The organism is Sphingomonas sp., assembly GCF_035490575.1.
Lineage (GTDB): Bacteria > Pseudomonadota > Alphaproteobacteria > Sphingomonadales > Sphingomonadaceae > Sphingomonas.
This window is the reverse complement of sequence record NZ_DATJLI010000028.1, coordinates 1-22,374: the sequence shown is the minus strand read 5'-3', so window position 1 is coordinate 22,374 and position 22,374 is coordinate 1. Positions and strand designations below refer to the sequence as shown.

Annotated in this window: 20 protein-coding genes; 9 read left to right on the top strand and 11 right to left on the bottom strand. The window is 63.8% G+C overall.

Features of this window, described 5'->3' with window-relative positions:
* Nucleotides 1-48 precede the first annotated feature (48 nt).
* On the top strand, nucleotides 49-678 hold the full coding sequence (locus VL973_RS01930) for a YceI family protein (RefSeq protein ID WP_325282351.1): 630 nt from the start codon (nucleotides 49-51) through the stop codon (nucleotides 676-678).
* Nucleotides 679-699: 21 nt separating this feature from the next.
* On the opposite strand, the gene VL973_RS01925 is transcribed toward VL973_RS01930, so the two are convergent.
* The gene (locus tag VL973_RS01925) at nucleotides 700-1,098 is read right to left on the bottom strand and encodes a BLUF domain-containing protein (protein WP_325282350.1); all 399 of its coding nucleotides are present in this window, start codon (nucleotides 1,096-1,098) and stop codon (nucleotides 700-702) included.
* 273 nt (nucleotides 1,099-1,371) lie between these two features.
* On the opposite strand from VL973_RS01925, the gene leuA reads away from it, so the two are divergent.
* On the top strand, nucleotides 1,372-3,039 hold the full coding sequence (leuA, locus tag VL973_RS01920; protein WP_325282349.1) for a 2-isopropylmalate synthase: 1,668 nt from the start codon (nucleotides 1,372-1,374) through the stop codon (nucleotides 3,037-3,039).
* 23 nt (nucleotides 3,040-3,062) lie between these two features.
* On the opposite strand, the gene folE is transcribed toward leuA, so the two are convergent.
* Nucleotides 3,063-3,665, bottom strand: coding sequence for a GTP cyclohydrolase I FolE (gene folE / locus VL973_RS01915; RefSeq protein ID WP_414712178.1), 603 nt, complete (start codon nucleotides 3,663-3,665; stop codon nucleotides 3,063-3,065).
* A gap of 283 nt (nucleotides 3,666-3,948) precedes the next feature.
* On the opposite strand from folE, the gene VL973_RS01910 reads away from it, so the two are divergent.
* The 3 genes from VL973_RS01910 (at nucleotide 3,949) to VL973_RS01900 (ending at nucleotide 7,537) form a co-directional block, all read left to right on the top strand.
* Nucleotides 3,949-4,224, top strand: a complete 276-nt coding sequence (locus tag VL973_RS01910) for an SWIB/MDM2 domain-containing protein (protein WP_325282347.1) — start codon at nucleotides 3,949-3,951, stop codon at nucleotides 4,222-4,224.
* A gap of 106 nt (nucleotides 4,225-4,330) precedes the next feature.
* Nucleotides 4,331-5,197, top strand: coding sequence for an oxygenase MpaB family protein (locus VL973_RS01905; protein ID WP_325282346.1), 867 nt, complete (start codon nucleotides 4,331-4,333; stop codon nucleotides 5,195-5,197).
* Between the two features lie 54 nt (nucleotides 5,198-5,251).
* Nucleotides 5,252-7,537, top strand: a complete 2,286-nt coding sequence (locus VL973_RS01900; RefSeq protein WP_325282345.1) for an FdhF/YdeP family oxidoreductase — start codon at nucleotides 5,252-5,254, stop codon at nucleotides 7,535-7,537.
* On the opposite strand, the gene VL973_RS01895 is transcribed toward VL973_RS01900, so the two are convergent.
* From VL973_RS01895 to coxB, 5 genes are read right to left on the bottom strand one after another with little or no spacing between them, the layout of a single operon-like run.
* Entirely contained in the window at nucleotides 7,534-8,583 is a 1,050-nt protein-coding gene (locus tag VL973_RS01895; RefSeq protein ID WP_325282344.1) for a c-type cytochrome, read from the bottom strand. The genes VL973_RS01900 and VL973_RS01895 overlap by 4 nt on opposite strands.
* A complete protein-coding gene (locus VL973_RS01890) occupies nucleotides 8,580-9,179 on the bottom strand; it encodes a cytochrome c oxidase assembly protein (RefSeq protein WP_325282343.1) in 600 nt (199 codons plus the stop codon). Before VL973_RS01890 ends, VL973_RS01895 begins: the two co-directional genes overlap by 4 nt.
* On the bottom strand, nucleotides 9,176-9,556 hold the full coding sequence (locus tag VL973_RS01885) for a hypothetical protein (RefSeq protein ID WP_325282342.1): 381 nt from the start codon (nucleotides 9,554-9,556) through the stop codon (nucleotides 9,176-9,178). Before VL973_RS01885 ends, VL973_RS01890 begins: the two co-directional genes overlap by 4 nt.
* The gene (gene ctaD, locus VL973_RS01880; protein ID WP_325282341.1) at nucleotides 9,553-12,078 is read right to left on the bottom strand and encodes a cytochrome c oxidase subunit I; all 2,526 of its coding nucleotides are present in this window, start codon (nucleotides 12,076-12,078) and stop codon (nucleotides 9,553-9,555) included. Before ctaD ends, VL973_RS01885 begins: the two co-directional genes overlap by 4 nt.
* The gene (coxB, locus tag VL973_RS01875; protein ID WP_325282340.1) at nucleotides 12,075-13,040 is read right to left on the bottom strand and encodes a cytochrome c oxidase subunit II; all 966 of its coding nucleotides are present in this window, start codon (nucleotides 13,038-13,040) and stop codon (nucleotides 12,075-12,077) included. The genes ctaD and coxB overlap by 4 nt, the downstream gene beginning before the upstream one ends.
* Before the next feature lie 94 nt (nucleotides 13,041-13,134).
* Between coxB and VL973_RS01870 the strand changes: the two genes are divergently transcribed.
* On the top strand, nucleotides 13,135-13,737 hold the full coding sequence (locus VL973_RS01870) for a DedA family protein (RefSeq protein ID WP_325282339.1): 603 nt from the start codon (nucleotides 13,135-13,137) through the stop codon (nucleotides 13,735-13,737).
* Nucleotides 13,738-13,741: 4 nt separating this feature from the next.
* On the opposite strand, the gene VL973_RS01865 is transcribed toward VL973_RS01870, so the two are convergent.
* On the bottom strand, nucleotides 13,742-15,004 hold the full coding sequence (locus VL973_RS01865; protein WP_325282338.1) for an aspartate kinase: 1,263 nt from the start codon (nucleotides 15,002-15,004) through the stop codon (nucleotides 13,742-13,744).
* A gap of 52 nt (nucleotides 15,005-15,056) precedes the next feature.
* On the opposite strand from VL973_RS01865, the gene ubiG reads away from it, so the two are divergent.
* Nucleotides 15,057-15,782 (top strand): bifunctional 2-polyprenyl-6-hydroxyphenol methylase/3-demethylubiquinol 3-O-methyltransferase UbiG, encoded by a 726-nt coding sequence (ubiG, locus tag VL973_RS01860; protein WP_325282337.1) that lies wholly within the window; start codon nucleotides 15,057-15,059, stop codon nucleotides 15,780-15,782.
* Nucleotides 15,783-15,804: 22 nt separating this feature from the next.
* On the opposite strand, the gene VL973_RS01855 is transcribed toward ubiG, so the two are convergent.
* Entirely contained in the window at nucleotides 15,805-16,083 is a 279-nt protein-coding gene (locus VL973_RS01855; RefSeq protein ID WP_325282336.1) for a hypothetical protein, read from the bottom strand.
* A gap of 122 nt (nucleotides 16,084-16,205) precedes the next feature.
* Here VL973_RS01855 and VL973_RS01850 point away from each other — a divergent pair, with 122 nt between their 5' ends.
* On the top strand, nucleotides 16,206-17,237 hold the full coding sequence (locus tag VL973_RS01850) for a hypothetical protein (protein WP_325282335.1): 1,032 nt from the start codon (nucleotides 16,206-16,208) through the stop codon (nucleotides 17,235-17,237).
* A gap of 87 nt (nucleotides 17,238-17,324) precedes the next feature.
* Here the strand turns inward: VL973_RS01850 and VL973_RS01845 are convergent, their stop codons facing one another.
* Nucleotides 17,325-20,435, bottom strand: a complete 3,111-nt coding sequence (locus VL973_RS01845; RefSeq protein ID WP_325282334.1) for a TonB-dependent receptor domain-containing protein — start codon at nucleotides 20,433-20,435, stop codon at nucleotides 17,325-17,327.
* 236 nt (nucleotides 20,436-20,671) lie between these two features.
* Here VL973_RS01845 and VL973_RS01840 point away from each other — a divergent pair, with 236 nt between their 5' ends.
* On the top strand, nucleotides 20,672-21,208 hold the full coding sequence (locus tag VL973_RS01840; RefSeq protein WP_325282333.1) for a hypothetical protein: 537 nt from the start codon (nucleotides 20,672-20,674) through the stop codon (nucleotides 21,206-21,208).
* A gap of 48 nt (nucleotides 21,209-21,256) precedes the next feature.
* On the opposite strand, the gene VL973_RS01835 is transcribed toward VL973_RS01840, so the two are convergent.
* The coding region (locus VL973_RS01835; protein ID WP_325282332.1) for a phosphoenolpyruvate carboxykinase (ATP) at nucleotides 21,257-22,374 on the bottom strand (1,118 nt) is incomplete at its 5' end.

Genomic DNA, 22,374 nt, shown 5'->3' with positions numbered 1-22,374 from the left:
CCAGCTGGCGAGGGCGACCAATCGTCGCTCAACCACAGGGGAAGTTCGATGCACAAGACCCTCGCCATTCTCGCGATCGTCACGGCCATGCCGCTGGCCGCACAGTCCGCCGCGCCGCAGCTGCCGGGTCAGCAGGATGCGTCGCGCATCACTGGCGGCACCTATCGCGCCGATCCTTCGCACTCGCTGATCGAGTGGGAAGTCAACCACTTCGGTTTCAACGATTATTTCGGCCTGTTCGGTGATGTCGCGGGCACGCTGACGCTCGACCCCAAGAACCCGGCGGGTGCCAAGGTCGACATGACCATCCCGGTTTCAAAGGTCGTGACTGCCAGCACCGGTCTGACCGAACACCTACTGCGCGCGGGCAAGGACGGCGGCAAGCCCGACTTTTTCGGTCCAAGCCCAGCTGACGCCCGTTTCGTGTCGAACCATATCGTCGTCGACGGCAATGAGGCCGAGATCCACGGCAATCTGACGCTCAACGGCGTGACCAAGCCGGTGACGCTGGCCGCAGAGTTCGTGGGCGCGGGCGCCAATCCGATGAACAAGAAGGAAACCGTCGGCTTTCACGGCGAAGCGACGATCAAGCGTTCGGACTTCGCGATCACCACCGCGCTGCCGATGGTGTCGGACGAAGTCAGCATCGACGTGACCGTGGCCTTCGAAAAGGCCTGACCGCCAGCGCGCGCCGCGGGATCAAGCCGCGCGGCGCGTCGCCACAAAGCCTTCGAACGTCGCACGAACGCCAGGCGCCGCTGCCGCCGTGAGCAACGTTATACGCGCCATCAGCGCGTCCGCATCATGTCCCGGTGCTGCTTGCGCCATTTCCCATGCACCGAACTCGCGTTCGGCAACGACGCGCTTGGACAGCACGACCAGCGCCCGGTGCCGCTTATCGGCCTTGATCCGTTCGATCGTCGTCGCGACGGCCGCGTCCTCCCCCTCCAGCACCTGAAGAAAGCGGCGTTCGTCGGCATAGAGCATTCCGGTCAGGTGATCGCGGGCGTTGTTTCGCCGCGATACGCGCAGAATGCCGTCAACCTCACGCTGATCCATGACCTGCGTGGCCGAACTGACGTAAATGAGTTGAAGCATTGTCGAACATGTTCCTGATTCTCGTTCAGGAATGACCTAATCTCAAAATCTTACCAAAAATTGCAGCCCGGCGCGGCTGGACAGGCTGGACCTTGCGCCGGTGCCATGGCATTTGATCCTGCATGTTCGCCAACGCCGCCCTTCGCCTGCGACTAATCCGCCCTTAGGGGCTGTCGGCGATTGCGCGTGCCCCTAAGGGTGATTTCGATCTCATTTGGCTAAACTCGCGGCGGGCATCGTCATGCCCTTCGCTTGCGACGAAAGGCCCGGCAAATGCTGCGCGACCCCTCGACCAAATATCGCTCCTTCCCCACGATCGACCTGCCCGACCGGCAATGGCCCGCACGCACCATCACTCAGGCGCCAGTATGGCTGTCGACCGACATGCGTGACGGCAATCAGGCACTGATCGACCCGATGGATGCCGAAAAAAAGCAGCGCTTCTTCGACCTGCTGGTCGATGTCGGCGTCAAGGAGATCGAGGTCGGCTTTCCATCCGCCGGGGCGACAGAGTTCGATTTCATTTCCGGCCTCGTCCGCTCCGGCCGCGTGCCTGACGACGTGACCGTTCAGGTGCTGACCCAATCGCGCCGCGACCTTATCGAGCGCAGTTTCGAAAGCCTTGAAGGCGCACGCAGCGCGATCGTCCACCTGTATAACGCGGTCAGTCCCGCGTGGCGCCGGATCGTGTTCGGCATGAGCCGCGACGAAGTGCGCGAGATCGCAATCACCGGCGCGAAAATCCTGCGCGACGAAGCCGCGCGGCGGCCCGGCACCCGCTGGCGCTTTGAATACAGCCCGGAGACGTTCTCAACCGCCGAACTCGATTTCAGCCTCGAAGTCTGTGCCGCGGTCATGGACGTGCTGCGCCCCACGGCGGCCGACCCGATCATCTTCAACCTGCCCGCCACGGTCGAGGCGGCGACGCCCAACGTCTATGCGGATCAGGTCGAATATTTCTGTCGCAACATCCCCAACCGCGATGCCGTGATCGTCAGCCTGCATACCCATAATGATCGCGGAACCGGCGTGGCTGCGTCCGAACTGGGGCTGATGGCGGGCGCCGACCGGGTTGAGGGGTGCCTGTTCGGCAATGGTGAGCGGACCGGCAATGTCGATCTGGTGACGCTGGGGCTGAACCTCTACACGCAGGGTATCGACCCCGGCCTTGATTTCTCGGATATCGACCGGGTCATCCGCACCGTTGAATATTGCAATGCCCTGCCCGTGCATCCGCGCCACCCCTACGCCGGCGACCTTGTGTTCACGGCGTTTTCGGGCAGTCATCAGGACGCGATCAAAAAGGGTTTTGCCGCACAGGCCGCCCGCAACGACGATTTCTGGGAAGTGCCCTATCTGCCGATCGATCCCGCCGATCTCGGGCGCAGCTATGAAGCTGTCATCCGCGTCAATTCACAGTCGGGCAAGGGCGGCGTCGCCTGGGTGCTCGAACAGGACAAGGGCCTGAAACTTCCCAAGCGGCTGCAGGCTGATTTCAGCCGCCATGTTCAGACACTGGCGGATACGACCAGTCGCGAACTGAATGCCGGCGATATCTGGCAGGCATTCGAACAAGCCTATCGCCTGAACGGCGGCCAGCATTTCGCGCTCGACGGTTATGAGGAGACGCGGGCGCCCAATGGCGACCGCGTGTTTGCCGGACAGATCGTGGCGGGTGGCAAGCGCGTTTCGGTCAGTGGGCGCGGCAACGGCCTGATCTCCGGTGTCATTGCGGCGCTTCGCGACGGGCTTGGCATCGTTCTGGAGGTTGCCGACTATTCCGAACACGCGATCGGCACGGGATCGGACGCGCGCGCGGCCGCTTATGTCGAATGTCGCGACGGCGCGGGCCGGACCTTTTGGGGCGTGGGCATCGATGAGGACGTGGCGACCGCCAGCGTTCGCGCCGTGCTGTCCGCCGCCAACGCCGCGCGGGGCTGATCCGGCCAAAAGGGGAAGCGGCGTCAGCCCTTGCCCATCAGCGCCAGCACTTCCTTGCGGCTGCGTTCGTCGTCGCGGAACACGCCCATCATCCGGCTGGTCGTCATGACCACGCCGGGTGTCCGCACCCCGCGCGCGGTCATGCAGCCATGCGTCGCCTCGATCACCACGGCAACGCCGCGCGGTTTCAGGTGATTCCAGATGCAGTCGGCAACTTCGGCCGTCAGCCGTTCCTGCACCTGCAACCGCCTTGCAAATCCGTGCAGCACGCGCGCCAGTTTCGAAATGCCGACGACATGGTCCTGCGGCAGATAGGCGATGTGCGCCTTGCCGGTAATCGGCGCCATATGATGTTCGCAGTGCGACTGGAACGGAATGTCGCGCAGCAGCACGATCTCGTCATAGCCGCCGACTTCCTCGAACACGCGCGCCAGATGGCGTGACGGATCATCGCCATAACCCACGCAATATTCGCGCCACGCCTTTGCAACGCGGCGCGGCGTGTCCAGCAGCCCTTCACGATCGGGATCGTCGCCCGCCCATTGGATCAGGGTCCGAATGGCCCGGGTAACGTCGTCGGGTATCACCGGCTCGACGCCGGCGCTCACCAGATCGCCCTCGGCCATTGCATCATTTTCGTCTCGCATCCGCATTCCTTAGGCGTCTGGCGGGCGGGACGCCATCGCCGTGTCATCCGGCGGTTTGGCACAGAATGGTGCGGGCGGCAGATGGACGAAAGGCCCTCTCGCCCCGCCGATTGTGACTGGAATGCCACAATTTCGTCCGCTGCGGCGCTGTTGGCGGGCACGGCATGTCGAAAATCGCTTGATCTTGTTCGATCAGACCGGAACAGTCGCCGCCATGCAGGCGCAACCCGCGTCGGCAAGCGTATGAGATTTGGGGGGCTTTATGGCCAAGGCAACGACTGCAGCAAAGGGTGGCGCACGCGGTGGCATCGCGACACCCGTTACCCCTTCGCCCGAACTGGCCGAAATCGTCGGCGCCGGCCCGCTGCCGCGCAGCGAAGTCGTGAGCAAGATGTGGGAATATATTAAGAAGCACGATCTTCAGAACCCGCAGGACAAGCGCGAGATTCTGGCCGATGACAAGATCGAGAAGATCTTCGGCAAAAAAAAGGCCAGCATGTTCGAAATGAACAAGCACCTGAGCGCCCACCTGAAATAAGGTTCGCCCCTCTGGTGGTTGAAATGGCCCGGCTGCTCATTCGAGTGGCCGGGCTTTTCTTTTCGCTCTTGCGGAGGAACCGCCTCACCCCGATCTTTTGAGCGACATGAACCGATCGTCGTTGCAAGGCCCGCTGGCCGACCTCGCCCGCTCACGGCTGATCGCGGGCGTGCGCTCCACGTTCAACGATCAGAGCCGGGGGGAGCGCCCGGTTCAGCGCAGCGGGAGCGCGCTGTTTCCAGCCGACAGCGTGATCGGGCGCGTGCACGGCGATGTGACGACGATGATGGTCGGCGGCATTGCGGCATTGTTGATGCAGATGCTCGACCCCGCCGTGCTTGCCGGTGTCTGGGATCATTCGCGGTTTCGCGATGACATGCTGGGGCGGCTGCGGCGCACCGCGCGGTTCATTGCCATCACCACCTATGCCGATGTCTCGGACGCCGAGGCGGCGATCGCCCGCGTCCGGCAGATCCACGCGCATGTCGCGGGCATCCTGCCCGATGGCACGCCGTATCGCGCCGACGATCCGCTCGCACTGGCATGGGTCCATGCCTGCGAAGCCACGTGCTTCCTCGACGCCTGGATCGCGTTTGGCGAGCCGTCGATGTCGACTGGCGATCAGGATCGCTATTTCGATCAATCCGCACTGGTCGCGGAACGGCTCGGCGCCGCCCCCGTGCCGCGCAGCCGTAGCGACATGGCCGACTTCATCCAGAGCCACCGATCGCGGCTGCATGTCGATGGTCGCACCCGCGACGTTGCCCGCCGCGTGATCCGCGCAACCCCGCCCGACCGCGCAACGGCCGTGGCGCAGCGCGTCATCACCCCCGCCGCAATCGACCTGCTGCCGGCTTGGGCGCGGTCGATGCACGAACTGAAAGGCTCCGGCATGGCGCGCCCGTTCGTCGCTGGTGGCGTTCGTGCGCTGGCGGGGTCGCTGCGATGGGCGTTTCGGACCCGCCGCGACTGAACCAAAAGGATGGCCGCCCGTTGCATCTATCACAGGCAGCGAGGGATTTCAGCCATGAAGCAGCGTGACGACGCCCCGGAAATCGAACCGTTCGATGGCCCCGCCGGCGGATGGGGTTCGGTTCGTAGCCTGGCCGACATTCTGCCGCGCGAACGCGTCGGCCCGTCCGCGCTCGCCGAACTGGCGCGACAGAACAAGCCCGACGGCTTTGCCTGCGTCAGTTGTGCATGGTCGAAACCCGCCAACCCCCTGCCATTCGAGTTTTGTGAAGAGGGGGCAAAGGCGACCGCATGGGAACTGACCAGCCATCGCACCACCCCGGCCTTTTTCAAGGAACATTCGCTGACGGACCTTCGCGGCTGGACCGATTACGAACTGGAACAGCATGGCCGCCTGACGCACCCGATGAAATATGACGCGGCGACCGACCGTTACGTCGCGGTCGAGTGGGACGAGGCATTCGATGCGATCGCTGCCGAGTTGAAGCAGATCAATCCAAAGTCGGCGGTGTTCTACGCCTCCGGTCGGGCGAGCCTTGAAGCGTCATACATGTATGCGCTGATGGCCCGGCTTTATGGGCATCAGAATCTGCCCGACAGCTCCAACATGTGTCACGAATCGACCTCCGTTGGTTTGAAACAGGCGATCGGTGAAGCGGTGGGCACCACGCAGCTTGAGGATTTCGAGCATTGCGACGCGATCCTGTTCTTCGGACAGAATGTGGGTTCCAACGCCCCGCGGATGCTCCATCCGTTGCGCGACGCCCGCAAGCGCGGGGTCGAGATCATCGTCTTTAACCCCCTGCGCGAACGCGGGCTTGAGCGCTTTACCGATCCCCAGAACCCACGCGAGATGCTGACGCGCGACGAAACGCAGATCGCGACCCAATATCACCAGCTACGCGCCGGTGGCGACATTGCCGCGATCATGGGCATGGCGAAGTTTTTGGTCGAATGGGACGATCAGGCCAGGGCCTCTGGCGACACGCGCATTCTGGATCAGGCGTTTCTTGACCAGCATTGCCACGGCGTCGATGCGTTCCTCGACGCGACGCGCGCGGCTGACTGGTCGGCGATCGTGCGTGAGAGCGGGCTGGAGAAATGGGCCATCGAACAAGCGGCGCGCGTCTACGCCCGGTCAAAGGCGGTGCTGGGCATTTATGGCATGGGCCTGACCCAGCATGTAAAGGGCGTCGACAATGTTCGAATGCTCGTTAACCTGCTGCTGATGCGCGGCAATATCGGCAAGCCCGGCGCGGGGCCGACGCCGGTGCGCGGGCATTCGAATGTTCAGGGCCAGCGCACGGTCGGCATCACCGAAAAGACCGAACTGGCGCCGGTCGGCAAGTTGAAGGAACTCTATAATTTCGATCCACCGACCGAAAAGGGGCTGGACACGATCGAGACTTGCCGCGGCATCATCGATGGCTCGGTTCAGGCGTTTATCGGACTGGGCGGCAATTTTCTGCGCGCCGTGGCCGATACCGGCCCGATGGAGGCGGCATGGGGCAAGTTGCGGCTGTCGGTGCAAATCGCGACCAAGCTGAACCGCAATCACCTGTTCCCCGGCAAGGTAACATATCTCCTCCCCTGCCTCGGTCGCATCGAGCGCGACGAGCAGGCGACCGGGCCACAGGCCGTGTCGACCGAGGATTCGACCAGTTGCATTCACGGCTCCCGCGGCCGCGTCGACCCCGCCAGCCCGCATCTGATGTCGGAACCGGCGATCATCGGCGCCATCGCCAAGCGGCTGCTGCCGCCCAATCCGGCAATCGACTGGGACGCATGGGTCGGTGACTATTCCAAGGTCCGCGACGCCATCGAAGCGACCTATCCGGAAAAGTTCGCCGACTATAATCAGCGCATGTTCCAGCCCGGCGGCTTCTGGAAAGGAAACAAGGCGGCCGAGCGCATCTGGCAGACCGAGACCGGCAAGGCCGAGTTCCATGTGCCCGATTCACTGAATGCGGCCGGGTTCGAGGACAAATCGGGTCGGTTCCGGCTGATGACGCTGCGATCGAACGATCAGTTCAACACCACCATTTACGGCTATCACGACCGTTTTCGCGGGGTAAAGGGCACGCGTGATGTGCTCTTCATGAACCGGGAGGACATTCGCGAGCGTGGGCTGGCGGAGGGTCAGCGCGTCGGGTTGACGACCGACCTCGCCGATGGCGTCGACCGCCGCCTCGATGGCTTGATCGTCGTGCCCTATGACATTCCGCGCGGGTGCCTGGGCGCATATTATCCCGAAGCCAATGTGCTGATCCCGCTGGAACACCATGCGGAACAAAGCCATGTCCTCGCCGCCAAATCGGTGCCGGTGCGGCTGCTGTCCTAGTCGCCCGGATCGGCCGCCGCCAGCGCGCTGGCGAGCGGCTCGATCTGTTCCTTGGGAATGCGCCTTGCGATCACCGGCATCGTCGCGTGCGGCTTGCGAGCATCAACCACCTTTTCATCGCCGCGCCAGTTGCGAAGGCGGTCGGCGATATAGGTCGCGCGTTGACCAGCGATGACCGGGTGGGCGCGATCGGGCGCATGGCAACCGGCGCAGGCGGGAAGCTGGTCGGCGTGCCGCCCCTCTGTCAGCAGCGGATGCGTTCGCGGCAATGGCCCTGCCTGCAAACCGGGCATGGCTGCGAAATGATCGGCCAGGGCCCTCATCTCGGCCCGCGTGAGTTGCGATGCCGCGACCTGCATCACCGCGCTCGCCCGGTCGCCGCTGGCATAACGCTCCAGCGAAGCGAGCAGGTAATCGGCGCGCTGACCGCCGAGCACCGGAATATCGGGCTGCCCCCGGCCACGCCCGTCATTGCCATGGCACCCCGTGCAAACTGCCGTCACGCCGGGGCGCACACCGGCCACGTCGACGCCCGCCGCCACTTCGGTCAACGCGCGATACTCAGCGGGCGTCATCGTCGGCAATCGTCGCACGAACGCCACCATGCGGCGCACCTCGTCCGGGCGATCCTTGGCGCCCCAGGCGGGCATCCCGGTATACTTCACGCCATGCTCGAGGATCCAGTAAATCTGCCGGTCGGTCCATTCGCGCGCATTGATGGCCAGGTCGGGGGCATGGGGTGTCGCCTTCTGCATCACTGGCGACGGCCGCACGCCGGGCGCGCCGTGACAGACCGCACAGGATTGCCGGAAATGCCCTGCGGCGCTGACCAGGCCCTGATCGGTCGTGACCTCTTCCGGGGTCTGAAAGCTGCTATAGGTCTTGACCGAGTTACGCATCACCCAGTGCAGAAACCAGTCGGTGACTCTCCAGTGGCCGGACGATGCCGCGATCTGGAACAGGCCCGACCAGGCAAAGGCCATTCCCGCCAGCGCCAATGCTCCCAGCGCGAGCGCAACGCGCTGCCATGTCAGCCGGATCGTCATGTCGAAACCTCGCGCATACGCAACAGGCCCGCGAGCATTGCCAGACCTCCGATAAGATAACTCGCCGCGCCGATCATCAGCATGACCACGCCGCCCAGTTGCTGGTCGGCCAGCGGCTCCAGCCCGTGATGGCCGATCGCCGTCCCGTCATAAAGGGGGCGCGGCGCCAGCCCGATCAGCGCGCCCAGCAACGTCATGTGCATCGACGTCAGCAACAGCGCGCCGATGCCGCTCGCCCGGTGCCGCGCGGCCAGCACGCTGCTCCACAACAGGAAACCGGCGGCCAGATACATCGCCTGTTCAAGCACCATCGCGGCCCGCATCGCGTCCGCCGCGGCACGCAACGCCGGCAGGTGCCAGCCCCACACCACTGCCAGTTCGATCAGCATCGCGCCCATCGGCGTAACGTGCCTGGGCCAGCGTGTCGCAGGATCGGCGCGCGTGCCGCTGAGGCCCAGTGCAATCAACGGCGCGGCGACCGCGACCGCCAGCATATGCCCGGCCATATGCCCGGTCATGCCGAACCCACCCGCTGCCAGCCACCATCCCACCGGCAGCAACAGCGCGCCCGCCCCCAGGCTGACGCGCCGCTTCACCGGCAATCCCCGATGAAAACCACCGGCAGGGCGGTAAAGATCACGCCGATGAAGCTCAGCCCCGCCAGCAGCAATGTCGATTTCGCCAGAAAGCGCAGCCGGTCGATATCGGTCGAATCCTCGTGCGGAGGCTCGTCGCCGGGCATGTTCGATTGCGTCCATGCGATCCACCCCGATGTCAGGATCACCGCCAGCGCAACCACCGTTCCCGCGACGAACAGCCACGGCACCGTCGCGAACGCGCCGACCTTGGCGCATGAAACCGCCGCCCACAGGTAGGAGAACAGGAAATGCGCCGCCCAACTGGTCGGCGGGACAATCAGCGTCCATAATGTGACGCGCAGCCGCGTCGCCCACCCGGGCAGGCCCCGTTTCACGCAACCTCCGGGAACAGGCCGATCGTGGCATAGGTCACGACCGCCGTCAGCGCGAAGAAATGCATGTAAACGGTGATGTTGCGAATTTCGGCATCATATCGTGGCGTCATCTTGCCCGCCAGGCTGCGCGCCAGCACATAGCCCTGCATGATGATCGCCACGCCCGAATGCGCGGCAGTCCAGATCGCCAGCGTCCACACGATTGCGGGATAGACATGCGCCTCAGGGTCCATGCCCGACAGCCACGGTCCGGCCAGACCGGAACAAATGCCCGCCCCGCTCAGCACGATCCCGGCGCCAAGCAACAGCCGCGCCACGCCCACGCCGCCCCGCGCATGAACCTCCCGCGCGCCGATCGTCGCGGCCCAGCTTGCCAGTCCGACCGCCATCGCGATCATGGGCCACATCATGCCGGGTGCCGCATCCATCCCCTCGGGCGGAAAATCGGCGTGGCGCGTCCAGAAGAAATAATAGCCGAATACCAGCCCCGAAAACGCCGTCGCGTCGGCCATCATCGTGATGAACATCGCCCACCATCCCGGCGATGACGATCCGGAGATGTAGAGCGGCAGTTCCATGCCATGACCGATCGGCTTGCTCTCCTTTTCGGGGATTTCCGCGGTGCCGGTCCACAACCACCACAGCACCATCGCCAGCGTCGCGAACGCACAGGCGAGCGCGGCCCAATACAGGTGATAGGTGGTGAAAATGAACACGCCGCCCAATGCGATAGCCGTCAGCATCGGCTTGAAACTGGGCGTGCCCAGTCGGATGACGGACAATGGACGCGCATCCAGCACGGTGGTCACGATCGTCTCGCGCCGCCCCTCCTCCGCATCGGGCAGGAAGAAGCGGCCTTCATCGACCTTCTTCACGAAATCGGGCTGGTCCCACAACGGATAACGGCTGGAGATCAGCGGCACGCATCGCACGCCCCAATGATCGTCGGCGCGCGGGTCCTCCAGCCATTCCAGCGTCCCCGCGTTCCACGGATTGCGCTCCCCCACCCGCCGACGCGGCGACAGCGCCAGGTCGACACAGATCACCGCCACGCCCGCCGCGAAAAGATAGGCGCCGAGCGTCGAGGCGAGGTTCAGTCCCCCCAGCCCAAGCTCCGCCGGATAGGTGAAAACCCGGCGCGGCATCCCCTCAAGCCCCGAAAAATGCATCGGAAAAAAGGTCAGGTTTGCGCCAACGAACAGCATCCAGAACGCTGTGCGACCCAGCCGGTCGGACAGCTTCTTGCCGGTAATCAGCGGCCAATAATAATAAAGCCCGGCGAACAACGGCATCAACGTGCCGCCGATCAGCACATAATGCAGGTGCGCGACGACGAAATAGGTATCGTGCGCCTGCCAGTCGAAAGGCGCGACCGCGACCATTACCCCCGTCAGCCCGCCGATGACGAAGATGGCAAGGCTGCCCGTCGCATAAAGCAGCGGCGTCGACCATGTGACGCGCCCGGCCCATAATGTCGCGATGAACACGAATATCTGCACGCCCGTCGGGATCACCACCGCTTCGGACGCGGCGGAGAAAAAGGCCAGGCTGATCTTGGGCAGGCCGGTCGTGAACATGTGGTGCACCCACAGCCCGAACGACAGGAACGCCGTCCCCACGGCCGCCAGCACGATCCACGGATAGCCCAGCAGATGCCGCCGCGCGAAGGTCGGCACCAGCATCGCGAATAATGCGATCGACGGCAGAAAGATGATATAGACTTCGGGGTGGCCGAATATCCAGAACAGATGCTGCCACAGGATCGGATCGCCGCCCCGGCTGGCATCGAAGAACGGCCAGTTCAGCAGCCGCTCCATCTCGAACAGGATGTCGCCCGCGATCAACGGTGGAAAGGCGAACAGAATCATCACCGCCACCACCAGGATATACCAGGCATAAAGCGGCATCAGGTTCAGCCGCATCCCTGGAGGACGGCATTTCAGCACGCCGACGATCAGCTCGACAGCGGCGGCCACCGACGACACTTCGATGAACGACAGCCCCAGCATCCAGATATCGGCGCCCAGCCCCGACAGGTCGGTGCGCGTCGTCAGCGGCGGATACATGAACCAGCCGCCATCGGGGGCCGCGTTGAAGAAGATCGAGCCGGACACGAACACCCCGCCCAGCAGGAACGACCAGTAGCCGAAGGCCGAAAGGCGCGGGAACGGCAGGTCGCGGGCGCCAAGAAGTTGCGGCAGGATCAGGATCGACACGGCCTCGAACATCGGCACTGCGAACAGGAACATCATCATCGAGCCGTGCAGCGTGAACAGCTGATTGAAGGTGTTCGCGCTCACCAGGTCATTGTCGGGCGCGGCAAGCTGCGTCCGCATGATGAGCGCCAGCACGCCCGCGAACAGCATGAAGCCGAACGCAGTCAGCGTATACCACACGCCGACCCGGTCGTTGTTGGTATCGGTCCAGCGAAGGAAAATGCCCGTGGGCGGCGCCCAGACGGCGCGCAGCCGTTCCTCCTGCGCGCGGCGCAGTTCGGGGTCGTCCTGTGCGTGCAGGCTCATTTCAGCCCCTTGAGATAGCTGGCGATGGCGCGCGCGTCGGCCTCGCTCAATTGCGGATAGGCGGGCATCCGCACGCCCGGCTTGGCATCCTGCGGCGCGCGGATGAAGGCAGCGGTGCGCTCGACCGTGGGCGGCAGGATACCCGCGCCCAGCGTCAGCCGGTCGCCGAAGCGGCTGAGATCGGGACCGATCACCGCGTCATGCTCGGTCCCGCGCACCGCATGGCATCCGCCGCAACCATTGGCGGCGAACAGTTCGGCCCCGCGCCCCTGCCCCGCACTCGCCGCTGCCCGCCCCTGATCGGCGAGCCAGCTATCGAACGCATCGGCGGGCATGGCGATCACGTCGAATGCCATCAGCGCGTGGCTCAATCCACAGAACTCGGTGCACACGCCGCGATAGCGACCGGGCTTGTCGGCGCGCACGACCAGGCTGTTGGTGCGGCCGGGAATCATGTCCATCTTGCCGGCAAGGCCAGGAATCCAGAAGCTGTGGATCACATCGCGCCCGGTCAGCTCGAACGCCACCGTTCGACCGACAGGCACGCGCACTTCATTGGCGGAGAGCAGGACATTGCCGCCGGGCAGATGATAGCCGACCCGCCACCAGAATTGCTCACCCTCGACCGTCACCGCCAAATCGCCCGGCCCGGTTACGCGCGGGCGCATGGCGGGCAGAGCAAAGATCAGCAGCACGGCCAGGATCACCGTCGACCCGACACCGCCGAGCCACAGCACCAGACGCATCCCCTGCTTGTGGGTAATCGCCCCCTCCGGCGCCGTGACCGCGCGCCAGTAAAGCGTTGCCATGAAAGCTGCGATCAGCGCCGCGCCAATGACCAGTGCGATGGTGATGACACGAATTTGCTCGGCCTCGGCGCCAAAGGTCGACAGCGCGGATTGGTGCCGATTGCAGCCGCCAATCAGCAATGTCGACAGGATTGCCGCCGCTTTGCGCCGCACGTCGATTGTTTTTCCCCCGTCCTGATTCGCCCTTGATGGAAATCTTTGCCGCCTCGCCGGTTCCATGGCTCTGACATTTATGGGACGCCACGCGATGACCGAATGGATCACCGACCTGATCGAAAAGTCCGGTTATCCCGGCATCGCGTTCCTGATGTTCCTGGAAAATCTGTTCCCCCCGCTGCCGTCCGAAATCATCATGCCGATGGCGGGCTTTACCGCAAGCCGAGGCGAGCTCAGCATCATCGGCGTGCTGGCCGCGGGCACGGCGGGCACGCTGGCGGGCGCGATCTTCTGGTATTCGGTCGCCAAATGGCTGGGCGAGGAACGGTTGAAGCACTGGGCGGCGCGCCACGGCCGCTGGATCACGCTCAGCCCGGAGGATATCGACCGGATCGATGACTGGTTCGACCGGCACAGCCGCTGGGCTGTTCCGCTTGGCCATCTGGTGCCGGGCATCCGCACACTGATCTCGATCCCGGCGGGCCTGTTCGACATGCCGCCCGCCCGCTTCGTGCTGCTGACCACGCTTGGCGCGGGCGCATGGACCAGCGCGCTCGGCCTGGCCGGCTATGCGCTGGGCCAGGAATATGATGCGGTCGAACGCTGGATGGGGCCGGCCAGCACCGCGATCATGGCCACCATACTCGTCTACTATATTTACCGCGTCATCACGTTCCGACGGGGACGCGCCTGACGGTTCAGGCCGCCTCGCCCGTCTCTTCGGCGGCGTCCAGGCCGTAAGCGGTGTGCAGCACGCGCACCGCCAGTTCGGTATAATCTTCCTCGATCAGCACGCTGACCTTGATCTCGCTGGTGGTGATGGCCAGGATGTTGATGCCGCGCGCGCCCAGCGTGTTGAACATCGTCGCCGCCACACCCGCATGGCTTCGCATCCCGACGCCGACCACCGTCACCTTTGCCACGCGCGGATCGTGGATCAGCCGCGCATGACCGATCGTCGCGCGCTCCTTTTCCAGCGTGTCCAGCGCGCGGGCCAGGTCGGCCTTGGGCACGGTAAAGGTCACATCGGTCGACCCCGTTGCATGGGCAATGTTCTGAACGATCATGTCGACATTGATCCCCGCCGTCGCCAGCGGACCAAAGATCGCCGCCACCGCGCCGGGCCGGTCGGGCACTTCGACCAGCGTGACCTTGGCCTCGTTCTTGTCATGCGCGATGCCGGTGATGAGCTGGCGTTCCATATCGTCGATCTCCTCTTCGCCCACGATCAGCGTGCCGGGGCGCACCACACCGTCTTCGCCAACGAAGGATGACAGCACCTGCACGCGCACGCCTTCCTTCATGGCCAGCCCGACGGAACGCGTCTGAAGCACCTTCGCACCGACGCTCGCCAGTTCGAGCATTTCCTCATACGTCACCTTGGCAAGCTTGCGCGCGCGCGGCACGATCCGCGGGTCGGTGGTGTAAACGCCGTCGACATCCGTATAAATGTCGCACCGGTCGGCCTTCATCGCCGCTGCCATCGCCACCGCCGAGGTATCCGACCCGCCGCGACCCAGCGTGGTCACGCGTCCGCCATCGGTCGCGCCCTGGAAACCGGGTATCACCGCAACCTCGCCATTGGCCAGGCTCTTGTCCAGCTCGGTCGTATCGACATCCTCGATCCGGGCAGAGGCATGAACGTCGCTGGTGCGGATCGGCAATTGCCAGCCCTGCCAGCTGCGCGCGGGCACGCCCGCCGCCTGAAGCGCGATCGCCAGCAGTCCCGACGTCACCTGCTCACCCGACGACACCACCACGTCATATTCGCGCGGGTCGTAAAGCGATGACGCCTCGCGACAGAAACCGACCAGACGATCGGTATCGCCCGCCATTGCCGACACGACGACCGCGACCTGATTGCCCGCGTCCCATTCGCGCTTGACCAGTTTCGCGACGGTTCGGATTCGCTCGATGCCCGCCATCGAGGTGCCGCCGAACTTCATCACGATGCGCGCCATGGTGTCTCTTTCCCCCCTTGGGTGCGTTCGCGCCGGCTGATAGGGGGATGAAATGGCAAAGGCAACGACGATCGACCCGGCCGAAGCGGCGCATTTCGGCAAGCTGGCCGCCGACTGGTGGAACCCGCGCGGCACATCGGCGATGCTGCACCGGCTGAACCCCGTCCGCCTGCAATATCTGCGACAGGCGATCGACATGCATTGGCACAGCGATCGCGCCGGGTTCACGCCGCTTGCCGGACGGTCGGCGCTCGACATCGGGTGTGGCGCCGGATTGCTGGCCGAGCCGCTGGCACGAATGGGCGCACGCACGACCGGCGTTGATGCCGCGCCCGAGAATATCGGCGCCGCTGCGGCCCATGCCGGGCAGGCGGGTCTCCACATCCGATATATCGCGGGCGAGCTGGACCAACTGGCGGGCGAACAGTTCGATCTGGTCACGTCGATGGAAGTGATCGAACACGTCACCGATCCGGCGGCGTTCGTCGCGGGACTGGCGGCCGCGCTTGCGCCTGGCGGATTGCTGGTCATGTCGACGCCCAACCGGACCCCCCTGTCCCGGCTGGCCATGATCGACGTCGCCGAGACGATCGGCATGATCCCCCGTGGCACCCACGAATGGGACAAGTTCATGACGCCGGACGAATTGACCGACCTGTTGCGCGACGCCGGGCTGACGGTGAGCGACGTTACCGGACTTGGCTACAGCCCGTCGCGCGGCTTCACGCTGGGCGAGGATCGACGCCTGAACTACCTGCTGACGGCAGTCGCGGCCTGACGCTCAGAACAGGCGGCCGCCCTCAATTGTTGATGATGCCCCCGGCATTCTGATCGACCAGATACTGCCCGCCCGCGCGCGCCGCTTGTGCCAGTTGATCCCATTCGGCGGCGGTGCGGCATTCCCGTTTCCGGGCGATAAGCGAACCCGTATCCGCCAGCTTGCGACAAATGCGGCGTTCCTTCTGAGGGGCGTCAGCCTTGGCCTGTGATGCCTGCGGCACAAGCAATACAGCAGCAATCAATAACATGGGCATGGTGAATACTCCGGCTTTCGTGATCCTGCATTCGGTATTCGGCAAGGGTGCCGAAACGGCTTAAATGCATTGCAGCATAGATGCGCCGCGAACAGAAGTCCGATCCGCCGATAAAAGCGCCAAAAGCGCTTCGGCTTCGCGTGATCCCGCTATATTCCGTCCTCGCGATGGAAAACCAGAACGACCTTGGCCGAAAGCTGCGCGACCCCGATTGGTATGTGCACCGTTATGATCCAATCCGCGATGCGGTGCATCTCATACCGGCGACGCGCCAGATGCGGCGTCAGAGCGCCTTCCTTACCGACGAATATCTGGCGAAAGCCATCCCGGAAGCGATCGCTGCGCCACGTATTGCCGCGTTGCGCGTCATCGAGGGCACAACACGACAGCATTTTATCTTTCACTCCGCCTTTTGCTGTTCGACATTGCTCGCCAACGCGCTCGATCACCCCGGCTCGGCAATGACGTTCAAGGAACCCGTCCTGCTGAACGACCTGAGCGGCTGGCGACGCCGGGGGGCGGGCGCAGGCGAGCTGCGCGACCGACTGGGCGACATGCTGCGACTTCTGGGAGCCTCGACCCCCACGGAGGCGTGCGCCATCATCAAACCCTCGAATGTCACGCTCGCGCTTGCGCCGGCAATGCTGACCCTTCGACCCGATGCTCGCGCGTTGCTGCTGTATGCACCGCTTGAAACCTTCGTCGCTTCCGTCGCGTCAAAGGGGATGTGGGGCCGATTGTGGGTCCGCGATCTCTGGAAAAAACTGGCTGCCGACGGTCTTTGCGAACTGGGCTTCGAAACCGGCGCCGCCATGGAATGGACCGACCTTCAGGTGGCGGCAATGGGCTGGCTGGCGCAACATCGCCTGTTTGCCGCGATGGCCGATCAATTCGGACCACGTGTCGTTACGATGGACAGTGCCGCTTTGCTTGCCAATCCCCGGCACGCCATCGGCGCACTTTCGGCGCATTTCGCGCTCGGACTGTCCGCCGACGCGATCCGTGACATTGTCGACGGTCCCGCATTCAGCCGAAATGCAAAAACGGGCGAACGTTTCGGCCCTGCGGATCGCGATGCCGTTCACGCCGCGGCACGAGCCGCCAATCGGGATGAAGTGGAAAAGGTCGCCGCCTGGACTCGCGCGGTTGCACAGTCGAATGACATGGCCCTGGCACTCCCCCGCCCGTTACTGGGATGATCCCGATTCATCTGCCCTGCGCCACGACCGCATGAAAAGGGCGGGCTCTTTCGAACCCGCCCTCCCCATTTTCAACGATCTTCGCGATCAGAAGCGAACGCGTGCCGAAGCTGCAAACCGGCGACCCACTGCGTCGTAAGTGGACGGATAGGTGTTGCCGCTGTTGTAGGAGGTCGAACCGATCGTGTTGCCGACCAGCGGTGGCTCCTTGTCGAGCAGGTTCTGCACCGCCACCGTGAACGTGAAGTTCTCAGTCGCGTTAAAGCGCATCGTCAGGTCGAAATAATCATATGCTTCGATGGTGTTGAAGTCATATGTGCCGGCCGGAGACGTGACTTCTCCGACATAAGCGGCATCGGTCGCTGCGAACTCGTAATCAACGCTGTTCAGGTGACGCCACAGCAACGAGACATCGACATCGTCAAACGTCAACGTCGTGCGCTGGCTCCACATGAACTCCGGCTGGATCGAGCCGCAGTTGACGGAATACAGGCCGACGCAATCCCGATTGAACGCACCGGGCACCGACTGGAACTCGCTACGGTTGGTCCAGTTACCGTTGAACCCGAGCGCCAGACCGAAGATGCCGAAGTCGCGCGTGTAATTGACCGTCAGATCAATACCGTCGGTCAGGTAACGACCGCCGTTCGACAATGTGATCGGCAAACCGGGAGCCGTCTCCGGATCGCCCGACAGCGAGCCGTCGATGGTGTTACGACGGATGGCAAGACACGCCGGATTGGTAAGGCTCAGATTGCCTTCACCAAAACAAGCGTCGATCGCGTCACCCGGCGTCGGCTGGCTGATCGCCCGTTCGATCTCGATCCAGTAATAGTCGATCGAAGCCGAGAAGCCGCTAAGAAAGTCCGGCTGCAACACCGCACCTGCCGACCAGCTATTCGAACGTTCCGGCTGGAGCAGCGGGCTGCCGCCGCCGGTGTAGTTCGCCTGACCCGAAGTCGGCACCGCGATCTGACCGATCAGGCCAGCCGGTGCGCCCTGTGCAATGCAGACCTCACGCAACAGACCGCTCGGAGTCGGACGACCGGGAATCGCTTCGCCATCGTCGGCAAGATTGGCGCAGGGATCATCAGACAGGTTGGTCAGCACGGTGTTCACCGGGCTGAACAGCTCGTTGATGTTCGGTGCGCGAACCGCACGCGAGAAATTACCGCGTGCCTTGAAGCCACGAACCGGCTCCCAGGTTCCCGCCACCTTCCACGTCGTGGTCTCGAAGCTGGGGTTGCCCGGCGTGTCGATGCTGTAGCTCGAATAGCGGATGCCGCCTTCCAGTTGCAGGCTCTCGAAGAAGGGGCGGTCGGAAATCAGCGGCAGCACCACTTCGCCGATGGCTTCATACACGTCGTAACCGCCGGAGATCGAAGGCGTTGCACCACCGGCGCCGCCCAGATCGCCCGACTCGGCAAGCGAGTCGGCGCCCTGCTGCGCGGTGTATTTCCGATACTCGCCACCAACGGCGAAGCTGATCGGCTCCGACGCGAGCGGCGAGGACACGCCGATGTCACCACTGATCGTGCCGCGAACCTGCGCCAGCGTCGTGCGAACGAACGAGCTGCTGGCCGCTGTCAGGAAGTCGGCGCCCTCGGGCGAGATCGAACCGTTCGGGCCAAAGAAGTTGACCGGAACACATCCGTTCGCAGGATCCTGGCAAGTCACCGTGCCGTCATCGGCACGATTGACCAGCAGCGACTGCGCCACGCGCGAGTTCAGCGAGTAGCCCTGGATCGACTGGCGATTTTCGCTTTCGCCATAAGCACCGAACAGGTCGTAGCCTACATTCCCGGTGATGTTGCCGCGAACGCCGGCGCGATAATCGAAGAACGTCGTCGTGTATTCCGAAACGCGCGGCCCGAGTTCGGTAGCACGACGGAACAGCAGCACGTCGTCGACCTGCCGATAGGTGGGGTCGTCAACACCCGTCGCAGTTGCCGCAGCGGCACATTCCGCGGCGCTGAAACGCGCGGTATAGCCCACACCCGGATCGGTATCGAACGCGCAGAATGCATTGCGCTGCGCCGCCGACAGGAACGGATTGTTCAGGCTGACGGAAACCGGCAAACCAAATGCACCCGAGGGGGCGATAATCGTGCTGACAGTATTCTTCGAGAAGATCGCACGATTGTAAACTTCAACCGATTCCGACAGCTCATAGTTGGCCGCTGCATAGATATTGTAACGCTCAAACGGCGTCTGGAAAATATTGTCCGGATTGAAGTTGAACGGCGTAAACGCCGCGCTGTTGTTGAAGCCCGTGCCAGCAGCGTTGATCTGGCGAGTGCCCTGGACCGAATTACATTCGATCGCAAAACCTTCGCCGCAAATGGTGCTGTCGGTAATCGAGTTGGCGCCGGTCGGATTGATTCCCGAAAAACGCGACGGCGTCGAAGTGCCCGAGCCACCCAGACCGCCCGAGAACGAGTCGACCTGTGCGCGCGAAATATCGCGGTCGCCCTGGAAAACTGGATCGGCCTGTTGATAGCCGACGCTCAGAACCGCGTTACCACGGCCATCGGCAAAATTGGCCCCAACCGTCAGGTCGGCCCGGAAGATCGAACCGTCGCCGCGCTCGCTGATCTGGTTCGACAGATTGAGGTCGATACCCGCAAAGTCGGTGCGGGTGACAAAGTTCACCACACCCGAAATCGCATCCGCGCCATAGGTTGTCGACGCGCCGCCGGTGAGCACGTCAACACGCTGCACGAGCGCAAGCGGAATGTTGTTGAGGTCGACCACGCCTTCGAGGTTCGAGGGAACGATGCGAACGCCGTCCAGCAACACCAGGTTGCGGTTCGAACCAAGACCGCGAAGGTTCACAAACGACGAGCCGCCATTGCCGTTGTTCACGGCCGAACCGATGGACGGAACGACGCCGGGCAATTCGCGCAGGAGTTGTTCGGCGGTGTTGGTCTGACGCAGATCGATTTCATCGGAGCCAACGACCGTCACCGGGTTCGATGCGACCAGGTTGGGGTTGCGGATCAGCGAGCCGGTGATGACGATGTCTTCGCCCATGTTCACCGAATCCTGAGGATTCTCTACCGGGCTGGCGGTGTTCGGCTCCTGCGTCACGGTTTCCGTCGTCTGCGGCGCGGCCTGGCCAAAGGCCGGGACAGCGGCGACGGAGGACCCGATGATCAGCGTCGAGGCGAGCAGCCTCTGGCGAGTCAGCTTCTTCATAGGTTTATCGTTCCCTTTTATTCCCCGGCCACGGCGGTCGACGCGGCACAGTTCCACCGGCCCCTGATACCGGCATGAACGAAACCTATTGCGGCGATGGTCACATGAGCAACGAGATTTCGTTGCAGCGCGCCATTTCGTAATACAGGGTGGCAATATAGTCACAGTTTTGTCACGCACAGTGACCAGCTAGGACTTATCCAGGGTCGCGACGGGCCGGACAAATGGGGTAAGACATGCGGATCATATGGGTTCTTGGTGCAAGCATCGCGCTGTCGGCGCCGGCAGGCGCGCGACAGGCTGACGACGGTGCGAAAGGCAGCGCGCTGGGCGACGCGCTGGCTGCGTGTCGCAGCCAGGCTGATGCGACCGCGCGTCTGGAGTGTTTCGATCGTGCAACAGCGGCGCTGATCGCCGCGCGCGACGCGGGCGAAATCGTCATCCTCGATCGCGAAGGAATGCGCCGCGCCAAACGCCGCGTCTTCGGGTTCCAGCTCCCTCGCCTGGCGCTGTTCGGCGGCGATGACGACGATGGCGCGCGTGAGCCGGAAGTCAGCGAGATCGAATCGACGCTCGCGCGCGTCCAGAGCGTGGGCGCCGGCAATTACCTGTTCATTCTGGCCGATGAAACGCAGTGGCAGACGACCGAAGCGCGCAGCGGGATCTTTCCTCGGGCCGGGCAGCCGATCAGGATCGAGGCCGGCATCCTGGGCAGCTACAACGCCAAGCTCAACAATGGCAGCCGGACGGTCAAGGTGAAGCGGGTGCGTTGACCCGACACGTCGCGCGCCGATCGCCGGCGCGCGACACGAACCGCGCGATTATTCAGCCGCCTCGGCCAGACGAACCGGTGCGGCCCGGCGCACATCGTCATCGACATGCGCTTCGAACTGCGCGAAGTTTTCGACGAACAGATCGACCAGCCGCGCCGCCGCGGCGTCATATTCGGCCGGATCGCGCCATGTAGAGCGCGGGTCGAGAATGGCGGGATCGACACCGGGCACCGCCACCGGCACCGCGAACCCGAAATTGGCATCGACCCGGTATTCGGCGTCCTCCAGCCGACCCTCCAGCGCCGCATTCAGCAATGCACGCGTCGCCTTGATCGGCATCCGGTTTCCGACGCCATATTTGCCCCCCGTCCAGCCGGTATTGACCAGCCAGCAATCGACGCCGCCGCGCGCGATGCGCTCTTTCAGCAGATTGCCATAGACCGACGGGTGGCGCGGCATGAACGGCGCACCGAAACAGGTGGAGAAGGTCGCCTCCGGCTCGGTCACCCCGATCTCGGTGCCCGCGACCTTGGCGGTATAACCGGACAGAAAGTGATACATCGCCTGTTCGGGCGTCAACCGCGCGATCGGCGGCAACACGCCGAACGCGTCGGCGGTCAGCATCACGATGTTGCGCGGCACCGGTCCCAGATTGTCGGCGCTGGCATTGGGAATGAACTCGATGGGATAGGCACCCCGGCTGTTCTCCGCCAGGCTCGCATCATCGAAATCCAGCTCGCGCGTCACCGGGTCCATCACTACGTTTTCGAGCACGGTTCCGAACCGCTTTGTCGTCGCGAAAATCTCCGGCTCGGCCTCCGCCGACAGCCGGATCATCTTGGCGTAGCAGCCGCCTTCGAAATTGAAGACATTGGTGTCGGACCAGCCATGTTCGTCATCGCCGATCAGGGTGCGGCTGGCATCGGCCGACAAGGTCGTCTTGCCCGTGCCCGACAGACCGAAGAACACCGCTGTCCCGCCATCGGCGCCGATATTGGCGGAGCAGTGCATCGGCATCACCCCCTTTTCGGGTAACAGGTAATTGAGCACGCCGAACACCGACTTCTTCATCTCCCCGGCATAACGCGTGCCGCCGATCAGGATCAGCTTTTCGGTGAAGTTCACCGCGATCACCGTCTCGCTGCGGCAGCCGTGGCGCTCCGGGT

What these genes read in the sequence shown, in the direction of transcription:
- ctaD (WP_325282341.1), bottom strand. Translation starts at nt 12,078, where the DNA reads ATGAGCCTGCACGCACAGGACGACCCCGAACTGCGCCGCGCGCAGGAG.
- VL973_RS01925 (WP_325282350.1), bottom strand. Translation starts at nt 1,098, where the DNA reads ATGCTTCAACTCATTTACGTCAGTTCGGCCACGCAGGTCATGGATCAG.
- VL973_RS01840 (WP_325282333.1), top strand. Translation starts at nt 20,672, where the DNA reads ATGCGGATCATATGGGTTCTTGGTGCAAGCATCGCGCTGTCGGCGCCG.
- VL973_RS01905 (WP_325282346.1), top strand. Translation starts at nt 4,331, where the DNA reads ATGAACCGATCGTCGTTGCAAGGCCCGCTGGCCGACCTCGCCCGCTCA.
- VL973_RS01930 (WP_325282351.1), top strand. Translation starts at nt 49, where the DNA reads ATGCACAAGACCCTCGCCATTCTCGCGATCGTCACGGCCATGCCGCTG.
- VL973_RS01845 (WP_325282334.1), bottom strand. Translation starts at nt 20,435, where the DNA reads ATGAAGAAGCTGACTCGCCAGAGGCTGCTCGCCTCGACGCTGATCATC.
- VL973_RS01895 (WP_325282344.1), bottom strand. Translation starts at nt 8,583, where the DNA reads ATGACGATCCGGCTGACATGGCAGCGCGTTGCGCTCGCGCTGGGAGCA.
- VL973_RS01865 (WP_325282338.1), bottom strand. Translation starts at nt 15,004, where the DNA reads ATGGCGCGCATCGTGATGAAGTTCGGCGGCACCTCGATGGCGGGCATC.
- VL973_RS01870 (WP_325282339.1), top strand. Translation starts at nt 13,135, where the DNA reads ATGACCGAATGGATCACCGACCTGATCGAAAAGTCCGGTTATCCCGGC.
- VL973_RS01850 (WP_325282335.1), top strand. Translation starts at nt 16,206, where the DNA reads ATGGAAAACCAGAACGACCTTGGCCGAAAGCTGCGCGACCCCGATTGG.
- leuA (WP_325282349.1), top strand. Translation starts at nt 1,372, where the DNA reads ATGCTGCGCGACCCCTCGACCAAATATCGCTCCTTCCCCACGATCGAC.
- ubiG (WP_325282337.1), top strand. Translation starts at nt 15,057, where the DNA reads ATGGCAAAGGCAACGACGATCGACCCGGCCGAAGCGGCGCATTTCGGC.
- folE (WP_414712178.1), bottom strand. Translation starts at nt 3,665, where the DNA reads ATGGCCGAGGGCGATCTGGTGAGCGCCGGCGTCGAGCCGGTGATACCC.
- VL973_RS01910 (WP_325282347.1), top strand. Translation starts at nt 3,949, where the DNA reads ATGGCCAAGGCAACGACTGCAGCAAAGGGTGGCGCACGCGGTGGCATC.
- VL973_RS01900 (WP_325282345.1), top strand. Translation starts at nt 5,252, where the DNA reads ATGAAGCAGCGTGACGACGCCCCGGAAATCGAACCGTTCGATGGCCCC.